The following is a 17,213-nucleotide window of genomic DNA, read 5'->3' as shown; positions in this document are numbered from 1 at the left end:
AATGGAGCGGGTGATGGGAATCGAACCCACAACATCAGCTTGGAAGGCTGAGGTTTTGCCATTAAACTACACCCGCATGTAGAATAGAATTATATGATATTGGTGCGGCCGAGAGGACTTGAACCTCCACGGGATTAACTCCCACTAGGCCCTCAACCTAGCGCGTCTGCCATTCCGCCACGACCGCTGGCAAAACGCATAATTAAACTTTAATTATCGAGAACAATAAATATTTTAAATTTTTCATTACATTTTGTCAACAATAATTTAACTTAAGATTAATAATGTTAATTAGCTTTTAAAACTTGTTTCTCTTGTTAAGACAACGATATCTATAATATATCACACAACATTAAATGTCAATATATTTGAGCAAAAATTTTCATCTTATTGAAACATCAAAATTCCATATTATTTTTCATAAAAAAAATGAAGCAGAGACTAAAATAATTATCCCTGCTTCACTTAACATATTGGCAATGTACGTCTAAATTGAAAACGTGCTTATATCAATTTTGTTTCTATCCGAGACTTCCCTACCGGCAGCGCTCCAACTAAAAAATTTCTGCAAATAATGCACGTTGGGTATAAGACAACGAAAATAATTTTCCTAAATGACATTTCTGTCTCACTCCAAAACGCTCTTCAACATTAATGCTTATATACTTCTACTAAATTAAGTTTGCCTCCACAATGACCGCATCTCATTTTATGGGTGTTCACTCTTCTAATACGTAAATAATTCTCCAAACAATTCACACATTGGTACTTGTAATTAGCGCGACTTTGGTACGTTTCAGTAGGTGTGCAAAATCTAGGTGCACCTACCTTACTGCTTAAAACTTTGAAATCTCGATCACGATGCTGATAACCTCTACCTGCAAGATGAAGAAAATAGTGACACAGTTCATGTTTAATGATATCTATAATTGCCTGTTCTCCAAAATTTTCTAACTGCTTAGGATTAATCTCTATATGATGAGACCGCAATAAATACCTACCACCAGTAGTTCTAAGTCTATGATTAAAGTATGCTTTATGTTTAAATTCTACTCCAAAATAATCAATAGCTAATTGTTCGGTTAAGCGTTGTAATTCAATATTATTCATTTGGGTCAATCATTGTTAGCGATACTTTTCCTTTATTTTCATCAATATCAAGAATCCAAACGTCTACAATATCGCCAACACTTACAATCTCCATAGGATTCTTAACAAACTTCTTAGATAATTTAGAAACGTGAACTAACCCATCTTGTTTCACACCTATATCGACAAATGCGCCAAAGTCAACAACATTTCTCACTGTACCATTCAACTTCATACCTTGATGTAAATCTTCAATAGATAGTACATCAGATTTCAGAATTGGTGTTTCAAATTCATCTCTAGGGTCTCTGTTTGGTGCAATTAAGGATTGAATAATATCCTCTAATGTTGGTTCTCCTACATTTAATTTAGTTGCAAGTTCTTTCACATTAACGTTAGTTAAAGTAGATTTGAGATGCGTTGTACCAATATCTTTAGCCCCTAGTCCTAATTGTTCTAACACTTCATACGTCACTTTATAACTTTCAGGGTGAATTGCCGTGTTATCTAGTGGTTCTTCACCATCGACGATACGTAAAAATCCGATACTTTGTTCAAATGTTTTGGCACCTAATCTTTTAATTTTGCTAATTTCTTTATTGTGTTTAATTGGGCCATTTTCTTCTCTGTAATCAATAATGTTTTGTGCAATTGTAGAAGATAATCCCGATACATATTGAAGTAAAGATTTAGAAGCAGTATTAACATCCACTCCGACCTGGTTTACAGCAGTCTCTACAACGAATGTTAATGCATTACTTAATTCTTTTTGGTTTACATCATGTTGATATTGACCAACACCGATTGATTTAGGATCTATTTTAACCAATTCACTTAGGGGGTCTTGAACTCTTCTGCCTATTGAAACTGCACTTCTTTCTTCTACTTGAAAATCAGGAAACTCCTGTCTAGCAATTTCAGAAGCTGAGTAAACTGATGCTCCCGCTTCATTAACTATGATAAATTGAGCGTCTAAGCTATACTTTTTAATTACATTTGCAACAAATTGTTCTGTTTCTCGACTCGCTGTTCCATTTCCTATAGCTAATAATTCAATTTGATAATCTTTAATCATATTGACTAATTCTTTTTCAGCAGCTTCAGTCTTAGATTTAGGCGGATGTGGATAGATGACACTTTTCGCAATAAATGTTCCAAATGGATTAATCACTGCAAGTTTGCAGCCTGTTCTAAAGGCTGGATCTACACCAAGAATTTGTTTACCTTTCATAGGTGGTTGTAATAATAAGTTTCTAAGATTCTCACTAAAGACATCAATTGCATGTGTTTCAGCTTTCTGAGTTAAATCACCACGTATTTCTCTTTCTATTGAAGGCATAATTAAACGTTTAAGACTATCTTTTATAGCCGCTTCAATGTATATCGCACCTTCATTGTTCGCTTTAATAACTTGTCTTTCAATATCTTTTTGAATTCTTGTGGTATCAAATTCTATTTTAACGGATAATACTTTTTCCTTTTCACCACGATTCATAGCTAAAATTCTATGATTAGCTACACGTTTCACAGGTTCTGAATAATCATAATACATAGCGAAGATTTCTTTTTCATCTTCAGCATTTTTCTTTTTAGAAGTAGTAATTTGCCCTTGATGATACACATCTTTTAATATTCTAGAACGATATTTAGGGTTATCTGAAATATGTTCAGCGATAATATCTTGAGCGCCTTCCAGTGCTTCTTCAATATTAGGTATTTCTTCATTGAGAAATTCTTCTGCTTTGTCTTCAATTTTTTTATCTAATTTTCCTTGAATTAACCACTGTGCTAAAGGTTCAAGTCCTTTTCTTTTAGCTTCAGTTGCACGCGTTTTCTTCTTCTGTTTGTATGGTCGATATAAATCTTCAACTCTTTGCAATTTCGTTTGTTTAAGGATGTCGCTCTTAAGTTCGTCCGTGAGCATTCCTTGTTGTTCAATACTATGTATAACTTCTTCTTTTCTCTTTTGAAGATTCTCCATGTAACGATATTCATCGTCAATTTGTTTAATTTCAACTTCATCTAGGCCGCCAGTAGCTTCTTTACGATATCTTGCGATAAATGGAACAGTATTATTATCTTCTAATAGTTCAAGCACTGATTTTATTTGTTTTTCTGAAAAATTATATTTCTCTACGATTGTTTGAATTAAATTTTTGTCCATTCTTCTACCACGCTTTTCTATAAAATTACTTCCCTATTTTAACATAGTTCTATAAATACATTCTCGATTTACGTTAACAAACTATGCCCACTTTTAATCACCAAAATGATGACAAACAAAAAGAAGCTCATGATTGTTATCAATGAACTTCTTTAAATATTTATTGTTTAGCTGCTTCTTGCAACTTTTTAATTGCAGTACGTTGCAAGCGGGATACATGCATTTGACTAAGTCCAATTCTTTCACCAGTTTCTTTCTGACTTAATCCCTCTATAAATGTACATTGTATAATTTGTCTTTCTCTATCAGATAAAATAGGCAAAATGCGTTCTAAAATCATGCGTTTTTCAGTTAAATCATAATTGTCATCTTGTTGCCCCATAATATCTAATAGCGTTACTGTTGATCCATCCTTATCCGCTTCAATAGAATGATCCACACTTAGCGCATTATAACTTTGTCCCATCTCCATCGCTTCTAAAACTTCTTCGTCTGTGACTTCAAGACGTTCAGCAATTTCATTGATAGATGGTGAACGTTCAAGTTCATTTGTTAGTTCATCGCTTACCTTTTTAATTCTAGGACCAATCTCTTTAATGCGTCTAGGTACGTGGACGCTCCATGTTTTATCTCGTAAATACCTTTTTATTTCACCAATCACGGTTGGCACTAGAAATGCTTCAAATTTTCGATCAAATGACAAATCAAATCTATTGATGGCACCTATTAATCCAACCATACCCACTTGAACTAAATCTTCATGATGTGATTGCCCTTTCGAATATTTGTATGCTAAAGATTCTATTAGTTTACGATAATGCGTTACTAATTTATCTTGAGCTTGGCTATTTTCATTTTCTTGGTGTTCTTTAATCCATTGGTTAATTTGTTCAGGTGATACATCATTAGCTGATTTCGACTCTTTCGCCATTATTTCGCACCTGCTCTTTTTTAATATACTTAATCATACTGATTGTCACACCAGATTCTTTATAAACAGTTACTTCGTCCATTAATGACTCAATAAGGAATAATCCCAATCCGCCTTCTCTTAAGAAATCAATGTTCTCGTTATCATCATATGGACCTAGTTTTGATTTAGTTGTTTCATAATCAAAACTTTCCCCTTGATCGGAAATAACTATTTTTATTTTATCATCAAATATCTCAAAACATAAATTTATCATACCGGTTTCAGGATTTTCTTTATAAGCATGTTTAACAGCGTTCGTTACAGCTTCACTTACAGCGATTTTAGAATCTTCAATATCGTCATAAGAGGCACCTGCTCTTGAAAATACGCCAGATAATGTTAAACGTATTAAACTTACGTATTCTGCAGAGGCTGGTAACCGCATTTCGATATAATCTTGTCTTGATTGCATGTTACTCTACCTCCGTTCCTTCATTAACATGCATTAAATCTTTCAAACCGGTAATATCAAACAATCTATTAATTCGATCTGAAACACCTAAGATATATAAATCTTTATCATTTTGGTTTAATGCTTTTAAAGTTCCTACAAATAAACCTAATCCAGTAGAATCCATGTAACTCACGTTAGCTAAATTAACGTGAATATCATGTGTTCCTTCTTGTCTCATTGGCACTAAAACCTCTTCTAATTCTGGTACTGTATAAACATCTAATTCTCCACCAACTTTAACTTCATAATAATCATCATGAGTTATAGTTTCTATATTAAGATTCATTTGATACACTCCTAGTCTTTTCATATCTAGTTCATTTTTTTACGTTCCTGTTCAAAATTATGTATACCCTTAGACATTAAACTTTAATCTAATTTAGTCAATTTAATTTACTCTTTTTATAATTAAAATTGTCATATCGTCTTTTTTACTAGGGTTTTGAACTTTTAAAATTGATTCATAAATAATTTGAACGATATCTTGAGGATGCATGTGTTTATTTTTTCGAATTAAATTTAACAACTTATCTTTATCAATAAATTCTCCTGTATTATCACGTGCTTCCGTTACACCATCAGTAAAGATAATAATCAAATCTTCTAAATAAATAGGAATTTCTTGTTGGTTATAACGCGTCTTCTGACTGACACCAAGGACACGTCCTCTTACGTCAATTTCCTCAAATTCCTCTGTTTCAGCACGGTAAACATAACCAGGTTCATGACCGGCTGAACTACAATAAAGAAGATGGTTCATCTCTTCATATAATCCATAAAACATCGTTACAAACATATTTTGATTAACGTTTTTTTCGACAACACGATTTAATCGTTTCAAACCATCGCTCGGCAACTGTGAATGACCATATGAATCCATTCCGAATTTGATCATACTCATGGCTAAGGCTGCAGGAATCCCTTTACCAATGACATCAGCCACTGCAAAGCTCATCGTACCGTCTTTATGATCGATTAAGTTGAAATAGTCGCCGCTTACTTTTTGTGCAGCTACAGAAATCACACCTATTTGTATACTATCGAATTGAGGTATATCTGTCTTTAACATCGTTTGTTGAAGTCGAGAGGCCAAATCTATTTCCTTATCGTGGACTTGCATTTTACTTACTAACCTTTGATAATCTCTATAACTATAACCAAAACCTTTAACAACCTCTTGAAGAACATCCAATGTTCCCAAAATTTCTTCCTCTTTTAATTCTAATTGGCTAATATAAGATTGATGAATTTCCACAATATCTTCTGGTAATACATCCTTTTTAATTACTTCATCCGTAAATGCTTCGCACTTTTTTATAAGTTGAGCCCGATTATCAGTAGTTAAACTTTCTTTTACAAGCGCTTTATAACTTTTTTTAAATTCTTCCACGACACGTGCCTCCTTACTTCCATTTCACATTCCATTCGTTTACTATCTATCGTTTTTGGAATTTTATTTATTTTTTAAAATGAACAGCAAATCACTGACAAACCTCAATTCTTAACTAGCTAAAAAAGACTTTAGGAGTGGAATACCTAAAGCCGAAAAAACTCAAGACATTCTTTTATAATAAATGCAATTACTTAATAACTATAATTATATGCTATTAAACTAATGAGAGGTAGCACTAGTATAGATTTGCAAAAATCTTAATGAAAGCAATCGGTCTAAAGTTACCTGTTTGATTAAGAGTTATAATTATTATAAAGTTATTGTCTTCTAATTTATTATTTTATTTATGTTTACTACATATAAAACATTATGATTTTGGATGATCAAAGTTATGTAAGCCTAGACTAATGTCTAGGGCGTTGTCGACCTCTTTCATCTTACTTTCAGATAAATAGGTCAATTTTTCTTTTAATCGTTTTTTATCAAGTGTTCTAATTTGTTCAAGTAGGATAACGGAATCTTTATCTAACTTGTACTTTTTCTTTTCAATTTCTACATGGGTTGGTATTTTCGCTTTATTAATCCTACCTGTAATAGCAGCCACAATGACTGTAGGACTATATTTATTACCAGTATCGTTTTGAATAATAACGACAGGTCTTACTCCCCCTTGTTCAGACCCTTGCACTGGTGATAAATCCGCTAAATAAACATCTCCTCTTCTAATCATTCATTCTTTGAGTTAGAAGTAAGATATGTTTCATTACAATCGCAAGCTTCACACTCAATCGGGAAAGCTTCCGTCGCTAGGGAGAGGTTTAAATCAGCCATTTGTGCATAACCTTCTTTTAAGGATTGTTCAAGACTGTGACTTCTATTTTGATTAAAAGATAACATGTGAAGAACCTCCATCTGATTCCAAAAAGTTGTTATTTAACCTTTAATTTAACTTAATAATAACAAATTTTAAGTACAGTGACTATACTATTTTAATAATTCATTAGTAACCTCATATTCATCACTGTGATGGTAAATTCTAGGTAAACGTCTGGAGATGTTGCACAATACTTCATAATTGATCGTTTGTTGCTTTTCAGCTAAAGCTTCAGCAGATTGTGGTGAATCGATATGGTTGTCCATCAATATGACTTTGTCCCCCACTTTCACATCTTCAGGAACCCTTAAAATAGTTTGGTCCATACATACGCGACCAACCACTTCACATTGGTGACCATTCACATTAACATAAGCTCCTTGCATTGCTCTTAAATAGCCATCAGCATAGCCAATTGGCAGAATTGCAATTCTCATTTCTTCTGTTGCTTTAAATGTTCGACCATAACTTACCGTTTCACCAGTTTTGAGGGTCTTGACTTGTACGATTTCAGATACAAGTTGTGCACTCGGACGTAAGTGTACTTTGACATGATCTTTAACGTATTGTGAAGGATAGTATCCATATAAAGATATACCTAATCGTATGGCATTACAGAATTGTCCATCCATTAATAACGATGCGGCAGAATTTTGCGTATGAATATATGTCGGTTTTTCAACTTGATTTACGACGGTTTTGAAGAATTCAAACTGTTCATTCATTGAATCTCCAGGTTCATCAGCGCTCGCAAAATGCGTATAAACACCTTCGAAAACAAGGTGCTCTCTTTTATCTATCAGGTCCACAACTTCACGATATTCTTCGACATCTTTCATACCCAAGCGACCCATACCTGTATCTAGTTTTGCATGTAACCATAACTTTTTCTCGTTATCTTCAGGAATATTTTTAATCGCTTCTTTCAACCACGCCTTAGATGGAACAGTAAGCGCAACGCGATGTTGTATCGCTTTACTTATATCTTCAGTTCGAATGACGCCTAATATTAAAATTTTAGCTTTAATACCGTGCATTCGTAATTCTATTGCTTCATCTAATGTTGCCACTGCAAAAAATGAGGCACCGTGTTCCATTAGGTGTTGCGCGATTCTTACACTGCCTAAACCATAACTATTTGCCTTGATCACAGAAATTACAGTTTTATTGTGATGTAATTGATCAAAAATTTGATAATTTGCTAATATCGCATCTAAATTAACATTTAAATAGGTTGGTCTATAGAACTTTTCTGTCATATGAATGCCCTCCTTGAAACGACATACTTATTACTTCATTAATATAATTTTATTTAACTTTTAAGAGTTCAGCATATTTATTCTTTTTTTTCTAATATGACTTGGCTCATGGCATAATGATCTGTGTGAGTGATGCTCACATGCACTTTAAAGCCTGGATAATCAATACATGGTTGACCTAATCGATTGTTGTAACAGTTAATATCTTGAAAAGTTACAGATTGGCCTAATCCTGTACCTAACGCTTTACTAAATGCTTCTTTTACTGCAAAACGACCTGCTAAAAATTCCATTTTACGCTTCTCATGAGTAAACTTCTCAAATTTAGCTTTTTCATCTGGAGTCAGAACTCGTTCAATGATTTTACTTTGTTTGTGAAGCACTTTTTCAATACGTTCGATTTCTATTAAATCTATGCCTATTCCATATATCATTCCGCTTCGCCTCTTTATTCATTTTCATCTATAGATTTAGCTATACCGTTTACCTTTTCTTCATTATCTATTGAAGTGGATAAATAATCATCGCTTTCTTTACATTGCTTAATGAGTGTTTTTAATTTTTGAGCTTCATCTCTATCAATGAGTTCAATTTCAGAATTTCCGCCAGCTGTTGATAATGTCAATGTCGCGAGTTGATATTTTCTCATAATGAATCCTTCATTTATATCGATATTTTGGATTCGGAAGTAAGGAATAATGTTGGTATCAATAAAAATGACGCCTCTTCTCACATGTACTTCGTCTTCGCCTATGAAATATCTGAAGTTTTTATACCTATAAAGAGGCATAATAAGTAAAAACATCAACAAGAAAAGGATAATAAGTACTAGTGCACCTATAATAACTGAAACGTTACCTACCCAATGTAGTTTAAACATATTCAAGCCAATGAATATTAATAGCACAACAGTAATGATAAGTGCCCATATTGAAGCACTTATCCTCATCACTTTTAATCCTTTTTCATTCATATATTTATATGCTTTCATGAGTATCACCTCTCATGTACCATTTCTTCAGTTGATTCACGTTAGATACATCATTAAATTTTAGTCCAATATATTGATTTAAGTCACCTTTAGCTATAATAAACTCAAAGTTTGCTAGATGGCTTCTTTCTAATAGTGGATGCTGTTTAATCTCTAAACCGATTACTTTATTAAGTTTAAAGTAATATCTTTTAATATTGAGTAATGATGCTTTTTGTATCACAAGTTCATCATTTTCCAAATTATAGCCACCGAAACGAACGTATAGTATTGCTGCAATGACAAATAAAATAATTAGTACTGCCATAATGACGAATGACCATGCTGACCAGAAATACCATCCAACTATTCCAGCTATAACTAGGATTATAGTCGGTATAAGAAAATGACGGTGAAATCCTCTCATAGGCATGCCAGCATGCGCAGTGTTAAATTGCATCTCGGGCACTAATGACCGAATGATCTCATACGCTTGAGAACGCTTAATAAAAGGAAGAATCATGATGCGTCCATTATCATCACTCGGTTCACCAGAAGTGGCATCAATATCACTTGTGATATAAAAATGAATGGATGTGTAACCAAACAACTTCCTAATATAAGATTGATGTTCTAGTACACCTTGAAGGCGGTCAGTAGGTACAGTTATATTCTTTTTTGTAAATAAACCATATTGAATTTTTAGTTGATGGCCTTGTTGTGTGACTTTGTACCCATAATATTTAATGAATGCCAGACAGGTTCCAATAATATAACTGGCTATTAATACGAAAACTACAATGGCAGTCACTAAGAGATAGATCGTTTTAAAAATGTATGATAGTTCATCTCCTAGCTTTTCCCATGGAATAATACTCGAGAAGCTCCCTACAATCGGCGAAATTGTAAATAGAGCAATCCCAATTGCACCACTCGTCATAGCCATCAATAATAATTGTTTGAATGGCATTTTAAATATAGATTGAGAAGGTAGATTTTGAGGCGGTGTTTCATTATCACCTGCATTATTTTCACTCGCCACTTCTTGTTGAGTATCATTCATTTGATGTTGTAATGTCTTAATTTCTTTCTCTACCAATTCACTTTGTTTTTTAGAAATGGTACTTAATTCGATACCATCACTAGGCGTTTTAATGATGAGTTCAACTCCACCCACAACTTGGTTGACTAAACTTTGAGTGGTATCAGCAGATTGAATTCTACTTATGTTGAGCTCTTTACGTTCTTTATTAAATACACCTGTCGTTAGTATGAAGTGATTATTTTCAATCCAGTAACGCGTATTATAAACTTTAATAATATTGTGTATGAATGATACTAAAAATATTAAAGTCATTACGCCAGGCCAAATATAAGAACCAAAGTCATCAAATTTAAAATTTCTTATGTTAAATAAAAAGAGGATAATCACAATAAAGTTCTGTTTAATTACATCTATTAATCCGGTTACGTACGAGATTGGATGCAATCTTTGAGGATTATACATCGTCATTGACACCTCTCAATCGATCTAATGCCTGTTGTTGAATCATTTGCGCTTCTTGTTCTGAAATCATTGGTAATGTAATTTCATGTCCAGCAGTTACTAATTCAATTGAATTGATTTTGAATTTTTTAGCTAAAGGATTTGTTCCAATAGTAATAAATTGTAATCTTTCGATTTTACTAAGTTCTTCTCTTTTAAAGAAAAATGCTTCTTTTAAAATAATTGAATTTCCTTCAAATTTATAAAAATGATACTTGTATCTAATGAAAGGTGAAAATATAAAATGAATGATAGCAATCGCAGCTATCATTATGAGTATGTATAAAATAAAATCCCACCAATGAAAAGTAGACCAACAATAATAAAGAATGCTTAATATAACTAATATGATAATTAAAGTTATAAAACTAGTTATATAATAGTACTTTAAAGCATTTTTAGGGCTTCGATGAAATGTACTATCCAGATTCATATTATAGCTCCTTTGTCTGATTTACTCATATTATAGCATAGAGCATGAAAGGTCTAAATAAAGCAATAATAATACAAAAACCAGCTAAGATTGTGACCTTAACTGGTTAGAATGAAATCATTTATTTTTGATGGTCTGCAAATGTGCGACCTCTCATTGATTGGTTAGAACCTTTACTTTGTTTGTCTCGACGATCAAATTTTTTAGTGTTTTTCTTTTTATTTGAGTTGCCTTTTGGCCCTTTTGAACGTCTATTTTTATTATCAAATTTGCCATTACCACGTTTGTTATTACCTCTTCTTGAGCCGCCTTTATGATTACGACCTTTACGGGCAAGTGGTTTTTCGAATGTTAATTGAACTTCTACTTCATCATTTGCTTCTACAAGTTCTTGTAGTAAAGAAGCTACTAATTCAACGCTATCATATTCTTCTAGTAATTCACTTGCAATACGTTGAAGACGCGCTTCATTATCTTTAGACATCCAATTTTGAACTTTTTCTTTAATATCGTCTTCACGTGCTTTAAGCACTTCTTTACGATGTGGTGGTCTTAACGCATTCATACGGCGACCGTTCACGTCTTCGATTTGGCGAATATAATCCATTTCAATAGGATTGACAAATGTAACTGCAATACCTTCTTTACCTGCACGGCCTGTACGACCAATACGGTGTGTATAGCTTTCAGTATCTTGTGGAATATCAAAGTTATAAACGTGACTTACCCCAGAAATATCTAGACCTCTCGCTGCTACGTCAGTTGCTACTAAAATATCGATTTGGTCATTTTTGAATTTCTTCAAGACTTCTAAACGTTTAGCTTGTGTGATATCTCCGTGAAGTCCTTCTGCTTTATATCCTTTAGATAATAACGCACTTGTTAATTCATCTACACGACGTTTCGTACGGCCGAATACAATTGCTAATTCTGGTTGGTGAACATCTAGGAAATTAGTAAATGTATCAAATTTCTCTAATTCTTTAACAATGGTATAAAACTCTTCAATTTGTGGATCTGACATTTCATTATTCATCGTTTTGATGATTTTAGGCGTCTTCATAAATTGTTGAACTAATTCTTGAATTGCTTTAGGCATTGTTGCTGAAAATAGCATTGTTTGACGTTGATCAGCAGGAATTTTATCCATAATAAATCTCATATCATCGATGAATCCCATATTCATCATTTCATCTGCTTCGTCTAAAATTAACGTATGAATATCATGCGTTTTTAAAGTACGACGGTTGAGATGGTCAATGACACGGCCTGGCGTACCTACGACAATTTGTGGGCCTCTTTTCAACGCTTTAATTTGGCGATCGATTGGCATACCACCAAATACTGTAACGACTTGTACGCGTTGTCCTTTACTGAACTCTCTTAATTGTTCAGCCACTTGCATTGCAAGTTCTCTTGTAGGCGCTAAGATAAGAGATTGTACACCTTCTTGGCCGACTACTTTCTCAATTAAAGGAATACCAAATGCCCCTGTTTTACCCGTACCTGTTTGGGCTTGGCCAAGGATGTCGTCTCCTTTTAACGCATAAGGGATACTGTCTTTTTGGATAGGTGTAGGCTCTTTGAATCCCATAGATTCCAGTGTTTGAACCGTTTTATCCGAAATCCCTAATTCTTTAAAATTTTGCAAAATAATTCTCCTTTTTAAGTGTTTATTTCTTAATATACTTTTTTGCATATATGTTCACTTATGTTTTATCAACTTCTATATAGTACCACCTTAAAAATATTATAGCAATAAAGCAGTAACTTACTTTTAACCTTTTACTTTAATTTTTTAAAATTATTCTACCCGGAAAATATAGCACATGATATGATGTAAGCGTTTCATTTTACTGGATGAATTTTTTCACGAAAAAAAGCATACACATGATAAAATCTTCTATACATTACTTAGCCGATTTTATATTAATCATGTGCATGCTTAGTTTACTCTCAATAATTAAATAAGTGCCTCAACAACTTCTTCGAGTTTCATTCCTCGTGAACCTTTAACTAAAATTTTATCATTTTCTTTCACAATAGCTTTTAATTCTTTAATCAATTCAGATTTATCATCAAAGTGTTTAGCTGTTTCAACATAGCTTTGACCTGTATTGAAAATATATTCTGCTTCCGTACCATAAGTGAACAAAATATCAATAGACTTACCATCTAAATAAGTGCCTACCTCTTCGTGCATCTGTTGACTATTTGTACCTAATTCTAAGACGTCAGCTAAAATAAGTATCTTGCGGCCTTCCATACTACTTAGTGTGTCAATAGCTGCCTTCATACTTGTAGGACTGGCATTGTAAGCATCATTAATCACTGTGACATTATCATCAGTTTGGTGGCGTTCCATACGCATTCCTGTCAATTGAACATGACGAATGTTTTCTTTAATTGTGGCGTAAGGTAATCCCAGTTCATGCCCTACTGCAATGGCAATTGCAGCGTTCTTCATATTGTGTATGCCTAAAATAGGTAAAACATAACTTTCATCATTGTTAATTGTAAATCCAATGCCTTCAGTTTCAACATCATCAACATGACATACAAGTGAATTTGCATCGCCTAAACCGACGCTAATGAGCTTCGCTTGTTGAATCTGTTTGACATGTGGTGTTAATAATGGCTCGTCGCCATCATAAATAAATGTTCCATTATCTTTTAAACCGATTGTTATTTCAGATTTAGCTTTAGCAATGCCTTCTCTGGAACCTAAATCTTGCATATGTGATTCACCAATATTCGTAATGACTGCAATATCTGGTTCAGCAATTGTTGATAACAATTCAATTTCGTGGAAACCGGACATACCCATCTCTAGAATAGAAATTTCTGTATCTTCATCCAAATCTAATATTGTTAAAGGCATGCCAATTTCATTATTATAATTACCTTGTGTCTTCTTAACTTTAAATTCTGTAGTTAACACACTTTCAATCATATCTTTCGTCGTCGTTTTACCGTTTGACCCTGTGACTGCTATCACTTTAGGATTGACATGTTTAAGATATGCCTTAGCCAAGTCTTGCAATGCTTGAAGTGTATCTTCGACCCAAATGATTGGGCCTTCAACATCTTCGCTTAACTCAGTTCCCTTTTCTGAAAATGAAGCACCTGCACCGTCCTTTAGCGCTTGAGCAATAAAACGATGGCCATCTACATTCTCACCTTTAAATGGAATAAATAGCATATCCTTTTCAATAGCACGAGAATCAATCGTGACACCTTTAATTGAACGAGTTAAATATTGTTCATCAATTTCGCAAGATATCCAATTTTGTATTTGTTGTAATGTAACATTAATCATATTAATATTCCTTTATTAATCAATTTTGTATTTATTTTTCTTTTTATCTGCATGACGTTCTTTAGCTAAATCGATAAGTTTTGCGATAAGGTCTGGGTAGGATAATCCCATATTTTCCCAAAGACTTGGATACATACTAAATGATGTGAATCCTGGCATTGCATTCGTTTCATTAATATAGATTTGATTGTCCTCTGTAACGAAGAAGTCTGCACGTACGAGTCCTGAACAATCAGTAGCTTTAAATGCTTCAAGCGCCATATTGCGTAGCGTCATTTGAACATCTTGATCTAACTCTGCTGGAATCTGTAATCGAACCTTACCATCTTTATATTTCGATTTATAGTCATAGAATGCAACATCTTTAACGACTTCCCCAGGCCATGTTGTTTCTGGATAATCGTTACCTAGTACAGCAACTTCAATTTCTCTTGCTTCAATTCCTTGTTCGATGACAAGTTTACGGTCGAATTGAAATGCTTCTTCAATACCTGATTTTAGTTCTTTTTCATTATTACATTTGCTGATACCGACACTAGAACCTAGATTCGCTGGTTTAACAAAAACTGGATAAGTTAATTTGTCATTTACAAGTTTAATGATGTTATTTTCATATTTTTCATATTCACTTCTTAGGAAACTAATATATGGCAATTGTGGTAATCCTCTATGTTCAAATAACTGTTTCATTACTAATTTATCCATAGAACTTGAAGCGGCTAATACACCATTTCCAACATATGGAATGTCTAATACTTCAAATAATCCTTGAATCGTACCATCTTCACCGTTAGGACCATGTAATAATGGGAATACTGCATCATATGAACGACCTGTGCTACCTTTACTTAATAGTTGTGAGATTTCTCCCGCTTCTACGTCATTTAATACGAGTTCATCTGTGTTCTTAATTTCTTCAGTGATGTTTTCTTTTTTCTTCCATTCACCTTCATTAGTAATATAAATAATATCGATTTGATATTGATCTTTATTGATTGCATTTAATACATTTTGTGCAGTTAAAATAGACACATCATGCTCAGCACTTTTTCCTCCAAAAACGATACAAATATTCTCTTTTGTCATTTCGTTTTCCTCCATTACAATTACCTGGCTTGAATACCATTTATCTGTTTAATAATTGTTGTTTTTTATTTCTTATGTATCACTCAATGTACATAACGATCTCTGAAACTTAATATTATCATATTTCTAAAATTAATTGCATTTGATAATCCACCCATAAATTTAATTTTTAATGACTTCTTTACATCATCAATACTTTTCAAGTAGTCGCAATACTTCTTAAAAATGACCATTGGTTCTTGACGTCTTGATATTCTAGCAAATTTAAAAAAAGTCATGTAAAATCAATATAGAATATTTATTTAGACGATAAATCTACATTCTGTTATGACTAACGAATGAATGACATACATCATTGATCATTTTTAGAAAATATTAATACACACATGATTATAAAGGAGTAAGCAATGAATTATTCATCTCGTCAACAACCAAGCAAACATTGGTTTCGTAAAGTCGACTGGGTATTAGTACTGATTATCACAGTGTTAGCAATGATTAGCGTTACACTGATTAGTTCTGCGATGGGTGGCGGACAATACAGTGCAAACTTCAGTATTAGACAAGTTATTTACTACATTTTTGGAGCCATCATGGCTTTCTTAATCATGATTATTTCTCCAAAAAAGATTAAAAACAATACATATCTATTATATTTTATTTTCTGTATTCTATTGATTGGATTACTTATCTTACCCGAAACAGCCATTACACCAGTAATTAATGGTGCAAAAAGTTGGTATAGTTTTGGTCCAATTAGTATCCAACCTTCAGAATTTATGAAAATTATTTTAATTCTAGCATTAGCCAAAACGATTTCTAAACATAATCAATTCACTTTCAACAAATCTTTCCAATCAGATTTGATGTTGTTCTTAAAAATTATTGGTGTGTCTATCTTTCCAACTGCTTTAATTCTATTACAAAATGACTTAGGTACTACCCTTGTGATTTGTGCAATTATTGCTGGTGTGTTGTTAGTCAGTGGTATTACTTGGAGAATTCTTGCACCATTATTTATTGCTGCATTTGTCGGTGGCGCTAGTATTATTTTGGCTATCATTTTCAAACCAACATTAATCGAGAGTATATTAGGCATTAAGATGTATCAAATGGGTCGTATCAATTCATGGTTAGATCCATACTCGTATAGTAGTGGTGATGGTTACCATTTAACTGAATCTCTCAAGGCAATTGGTTCTGGGCAACTATTAGGAAAAGGCTACAATCACGGTGAAGTTTACATTCCTGAAAATCATACTGACTTTATATTCTCAGTAGTTGGTGAGGAAATGGGATTCATTGGTTCTGTGGTACTTATTCTTATTTTCTTATTTTTAGTTTTCCATTTAATTAGACTGGCTAGTAAAATTAATAGTCAATATAATAAAGTATTTATTATTGGCTATGTGTCACTCATTGTCTTCCATGTATTACAAAATATTGGTATGACTGTTCAATTACTTCCGATTACTGGTATTCCTTTACCATTTATTAGTTACGGTGGTAGTTCATTATGGAGTTTAATGACTGGTATTGGTGTTGTACTCTCTATTTATTACCATGAACCTCAACGCTATCAGGAGCCTGAAATACCAGATACAACTAAAGCAGCATAAACATTTGAGCACATAAAAAGCACTCACGAATTGT

Annotated in this window: 17 protein-coding genes and 2 tRNA genes; 1 reads left to right on the top strand and 18 read right to left on the bottom strand. The window is 33.1% G+C overall.

The window, feature by feature from the left end:
* Window positions 1–2 precede the first annotated feature (2 nt).
* From HMPREF2580_RS00565 to HMPREF2580_RS00480, 18 genes are all read right to left on the bottom strand, one after another.
* Window positions 3–76: transfer RNA gene (locus tag HMPREF2580_RS00565), tRNA-Gly, on the bottom strand.
* Between the two features lie 24 nt (window positions 77–100).
* Window positions 101–187 (bottom strand) — tRNA-Leu (locus tag HMPREF2580_RS00560).
* Between the two features lie 464 nt (window positions 188–651).
* Window positions 652–1,110 (bottom strand): SprT family protein, encoded by a 459-nt coding sequence (locus tag HMPREF2580_RS00555; protein WP_070830025.1) that lies wholly within the window; start codon window positions 1,108–1,110, stop codon window positions 652–654.
* Window positions 1,103–3,253 (bottom strand): Tex family protein, encoded by a 2,151-nt coding sequence (locus HMPREF2580_RS00550; protein WP_070830024.1) that lies wholly within the window; start codon window positions 3,251–3,253, stop codon window positions 1,103–1,105. The genes HMPREF2580_RS00555 and HMPREF2580_RS00550 overlap by 8 nt, the downstream gene beginning before the upstream one ends.
* 160 nt (window positions 3,254–3,413) lie before the next feature.
* Window positions 3,414–4,184 (bottom strand): RNA polymerase sigma factor SigB, encoded by a 771-nt coding sequence (gene sigB, locus HMPREF2580_RS00545; RefSeq protein ID WP_002445521.1) that lies wholly within the window; start codon window positions 4,182–4,184, stop codon window positions 3,414–3,416.
* Entirely contained in the window at window positions 4,159–4,638 is a 480-nt protein-coding gene (rsbW, locus tag HMPREF2580_RS00540; protein ID WP_002445522.1) for an anti-sigma B factor RsbW, read from the bottom strand. The genes sigB and rsbW overlap by 26 nt, the downstream gene beginning before the upstream one ends.
* A 1-nt stretch (window position 4,639) precedes the next feature.
* Window positions 4,640–4,966, bottom strand: a complete 327-nt coding sequence (locus HMPREF2580_RS00535) for an anti-sigma factor antagonist (protein WP_037541852.1) — start codon at window positions 4,964–4,966, stop codon at window positions 4,640–4,642.
* A gap of 102 nt (window positions 4,967–5,068) precedes the next feature.
* Window positions 5,069–6,070, bottom strand: a complete 1,002-nt coding sequence (locus tag HMPREF2580_RS00530; RefSeq protein ID WP_070830023.1) for a SpoIIE family protein phosphatase — start codon at window positions 6,068–6,070, stop codon at window positions 5,069–5,071.
* 370 nt (window positions 6,071–6,440) lie between these two features.
* The gene (locus tag HMPREF2580_RS00525; RefSeq protein ID WP_002445525.1) at window positions 6,441–6,803 is read right to left on the bottom strand and encodes a type II toxin-antitoxin system PemK/MazF family toxin; all 363 of its coding nucleotides are present in this window, start codon (window positions 6,801–6,803) and stop codon (window positions 6,441–6,443) included.
* A complete protein-coding gene (gene mazE, locus HMPREF2580_RS00520) occupies window positions 6,800–6,970 on the bottom strand; it encodes a type II toxin-antitoxin system antitoxin MazE (protein ID WP_037541853.1) in 171 nt (56 codons plus the stop codon). Before mazE ends, HMPREF2580_RS00525 begins: the two co-directional genes overlap by 4 nt.
* Window positions 6,971–7,057: 87 nt before the next feature.
* The gene (gene alr / locus HMPREF2580_RS00515; RefSeq protein WP_070830022.1) at window positions 7,058–8,206 is read right to left on the bottom strand and encodes an alanine racemase; all 1,149 of its coding nucleotides are present in this window, start codon (window positions 8,204–8,206) and stop codon (window positions 7,058–7,060) included.
* 77 nt (window positions 8,207–8,283) lie between these two features.
* Complete coding sequence (acpS, locus tag HMPREF2580_RS00510; protein ID WP_070830021.1) at window positions 8,284–8,640, bottom strand: holo-ACP synthase; 357 nt, start codon at window positions 8,638–8,640, stop codon at window positions 8,284–8,286.
* Between the two features lie 14 nt (window positions 8,641–8,654).
* Window positions 8,655–9,197, bottom strand: coding sequence for a PH domain-containing protein (locus tag HMPREF2580_RS00505; RefSeq protein WP_070830020.1), 543 nt, complete (start codon window positions 9,195–9,197; stop codon window positions 8,655–8,657).
* On the bottom strand, window positions 9,184–10,683 hold the full coding sequence (locus HMPREF2580_RS00500; RefSeq protein ID WP_070830019.1) for a PH domain-containing protein: 1,500 nt from the start codon (window positions 10,681–10,683) through the stop codon (window positions 9,184–9,186). The genes HMPREF2580_RS00505 and HMPREF2580_RS00500 overlap by 14 nt, the downstream gene beginning before the upstream one ends.
* Window positions 10,676–11,155 (bottom strand): PH domain-containing protein, encoded by a 480-nt coding sequence (locus tag HMPREF2580_RS00495; protein ID WP_070830018.1) that lies wholly within the window; start codon window positions 11,153–11,155, stop codon window positions 10,676–10,678. Before HMPREF2580_RS00495 ends, HMPREF2580_RS00500 begins: the two co-directional genes overlap by 8 nt.
* Before the next feature lie 121 nt (window positions 11,156–11,276).
* Entirely contained in the window at window positions 11,277–12,806 is a 1,530-nt protein-coding gene (locus HMPREF2580_RS00490; RefSeq protein ID WP_070830017.1) for a degradosome RNA helicase CshA, read from the bottom strand.
* Window positions 12,807–13,118: 312 nt separating this feature from the next.
* The gene (murF, locus tag HMPREF2580_RS00485; protein WP_070830016.1) at window positions 13,119–14,474 is read right to left on the bottom strand and encodes a UDP-N-acetylmuramoyl-tripeptide--D-alanyl-D-alanine ligase; all 1,356 of its coding nucleotides are present in this window, start codon (window positions 14,472–14,474) and stop codon (window positions 13,119–13,121) included.
* Window positions 14,475–14,489: 15 nt separating this feature from the next.
* Entirely contained in the window at window positions 14,490–15,560 is a 1,071-nt protein-coding gene (locus HMPREF2580_RS00480; RefSeq protein ID WP_037541855.1) for a D-alanine--D-alanine ligase, read from the bottom strand.
* A gap of 407 nt (window positions 15,561–15,967) precedes the next feature.
* Between HMPREF2580_RS00480 and HMPREF2580_RS00475 the strand changes: the two genes are divergently transcribed.
* Window positions 15,968–17,179 carry an FtsW/RodA/SpoVE family cell cycle protein gene (locus HMPREF2580_RS00475; protein WP_002445542.1) on the top strand — a complete coding sequence of 404 codons (1,212 nt, stop codon included), beginning with the start codon at window positions 15,968–15,970 and terminating at the stop codon, window positions 17,177–17,179.
* The last annotated feature ends 34 nt before the right edge of the window (window positions 17,180–17,213 follow it).

The organism is Staphylococcus sp. HMSC036D05 (genome assembly GCF_001836225.1).
In the GTDB taxonomy this organism is placed as follows: Bacteria; Bacillota; Bacilli; order Staphylococcales; family Staphylococcaceae; genus Staphylococcus; species Staphylococcus caprae.
The sequence above is the reverse complement of the archived record's forward strand: the minus strand, read 5'-3'. Positions and strand labels throughout refer to the sequence as shown.

What these genes read in the sequence shown, in the direction of transcription:
- HMPREF2580_RS00555 (WP_070830025.1), bottom strand. Translation starts at nt 1,110, where the DNA reads ATGAATAATATTGAATTACAACGCTTAACCGAACAATTAGCTATTGAT.
- HMPREF2580_RS00550 (WP_070830024.1), bottom strand. Translation starts at nt 3,253, where the DNA reads ATGGACAAAAATTTAATTCAAACAATCGTAGAGAAATATAATTTTTCA.
- sigB (WP_002445521.1), bottom strand. Translation starts at nt 4,184, where the DNA reads ATGGCGAAAGAGTCGAAATCAGCTAATGATGTATCACCTGAACAAATT.
- rsbW (WP_002445522.1), bottom strand. Translation starts at nt 4,638, where the DNA reads ATGCAATCAAGACAAGATTATATCGAAATGCGGTTACCAGCCTCTGCA.
- HMPREF2580_RS00535 (WP_037541852.1), bottom strand. Translation starts at nt 4,966, where the DNA reads ATGAATCTTAATATAGAAACTATAACTCATGATGATTATTATGAAGTT.
- HMPREF2580_RS00525 (WP_002445525.1), bottom strand. Translation starts at nt 6,803, where the DNA reads ATGATTAGAAGAGGAGATGTTTATTTAGCGGATTTATCACCAGTGCAA.
- mazE (WP_037541853.1), bottom strand. Translation starts at nt 6,970, where the DNA reads ATGTTATCTTTTAATCAAAATAGAAGTCACAGTCTTGAACAATCCTTA.
- alr (WP_070830022.1), bottom strand. Translation starts at nt 8,206, where the DNA reads ATGACAGAAAAGTTCTATAGACCAACCTATTTAAATGTTAATTTAGAT.
- acpS (WP_070830021.1), bottom strand. Translation starts at nt 8,640, where the DNA reads ATGATATATGGAATAGGCATAGATTTAATAGAAATCGAACGTATTGAA.
- HMPREF2580_RS00505 (WP_070830020.1), bottom strand. Translation starts at nt 9,197, where the DNA reads ATGAAAGCATATAAATATATGAATGAAAAAGGATTAAAAGTGATGAGG.
- HMPREF2580_RS00500 (WP_070830019.1), bottom strand. Translation starts at nt 10,683, where the DNA reads ATGTATAATCCTCAAAGATTGCATCCAATCTCGTACGTAACCGGATTA.
- HMPREF2580_RS00495 (WP_070830018.1), bottom strand. Translation starts at nt 11,155, where the DNA reads ATGAATCTGGATAGTACATTTCATCGAAGCCCTAAAAATGCTTTAAAG.
- murF (WP_070830016.1), bottom strand. Translation starts at nt 14,474, where the DNA reads ATGATTAATGTTACATTACAACAAATACAAAATTGGATATCTTGCGAA.
- HMPREF2580_RS00480 (WP_037541855.1), bottom strand. Translation starts at nt 15,560, where the DNA reads ATGACAAAAGAGAATATTTGTATCGTTTTTGGAGGAAAAAGTGCTGAG.
- HMPREF2580_RS00475 (WP_002445542.1), top strand. Translation starts at nt 15,968, where the DNA reads ATGAATTATTCATCTCGTCAACAACCAAGCAAACATTGGTTTCGTAAA.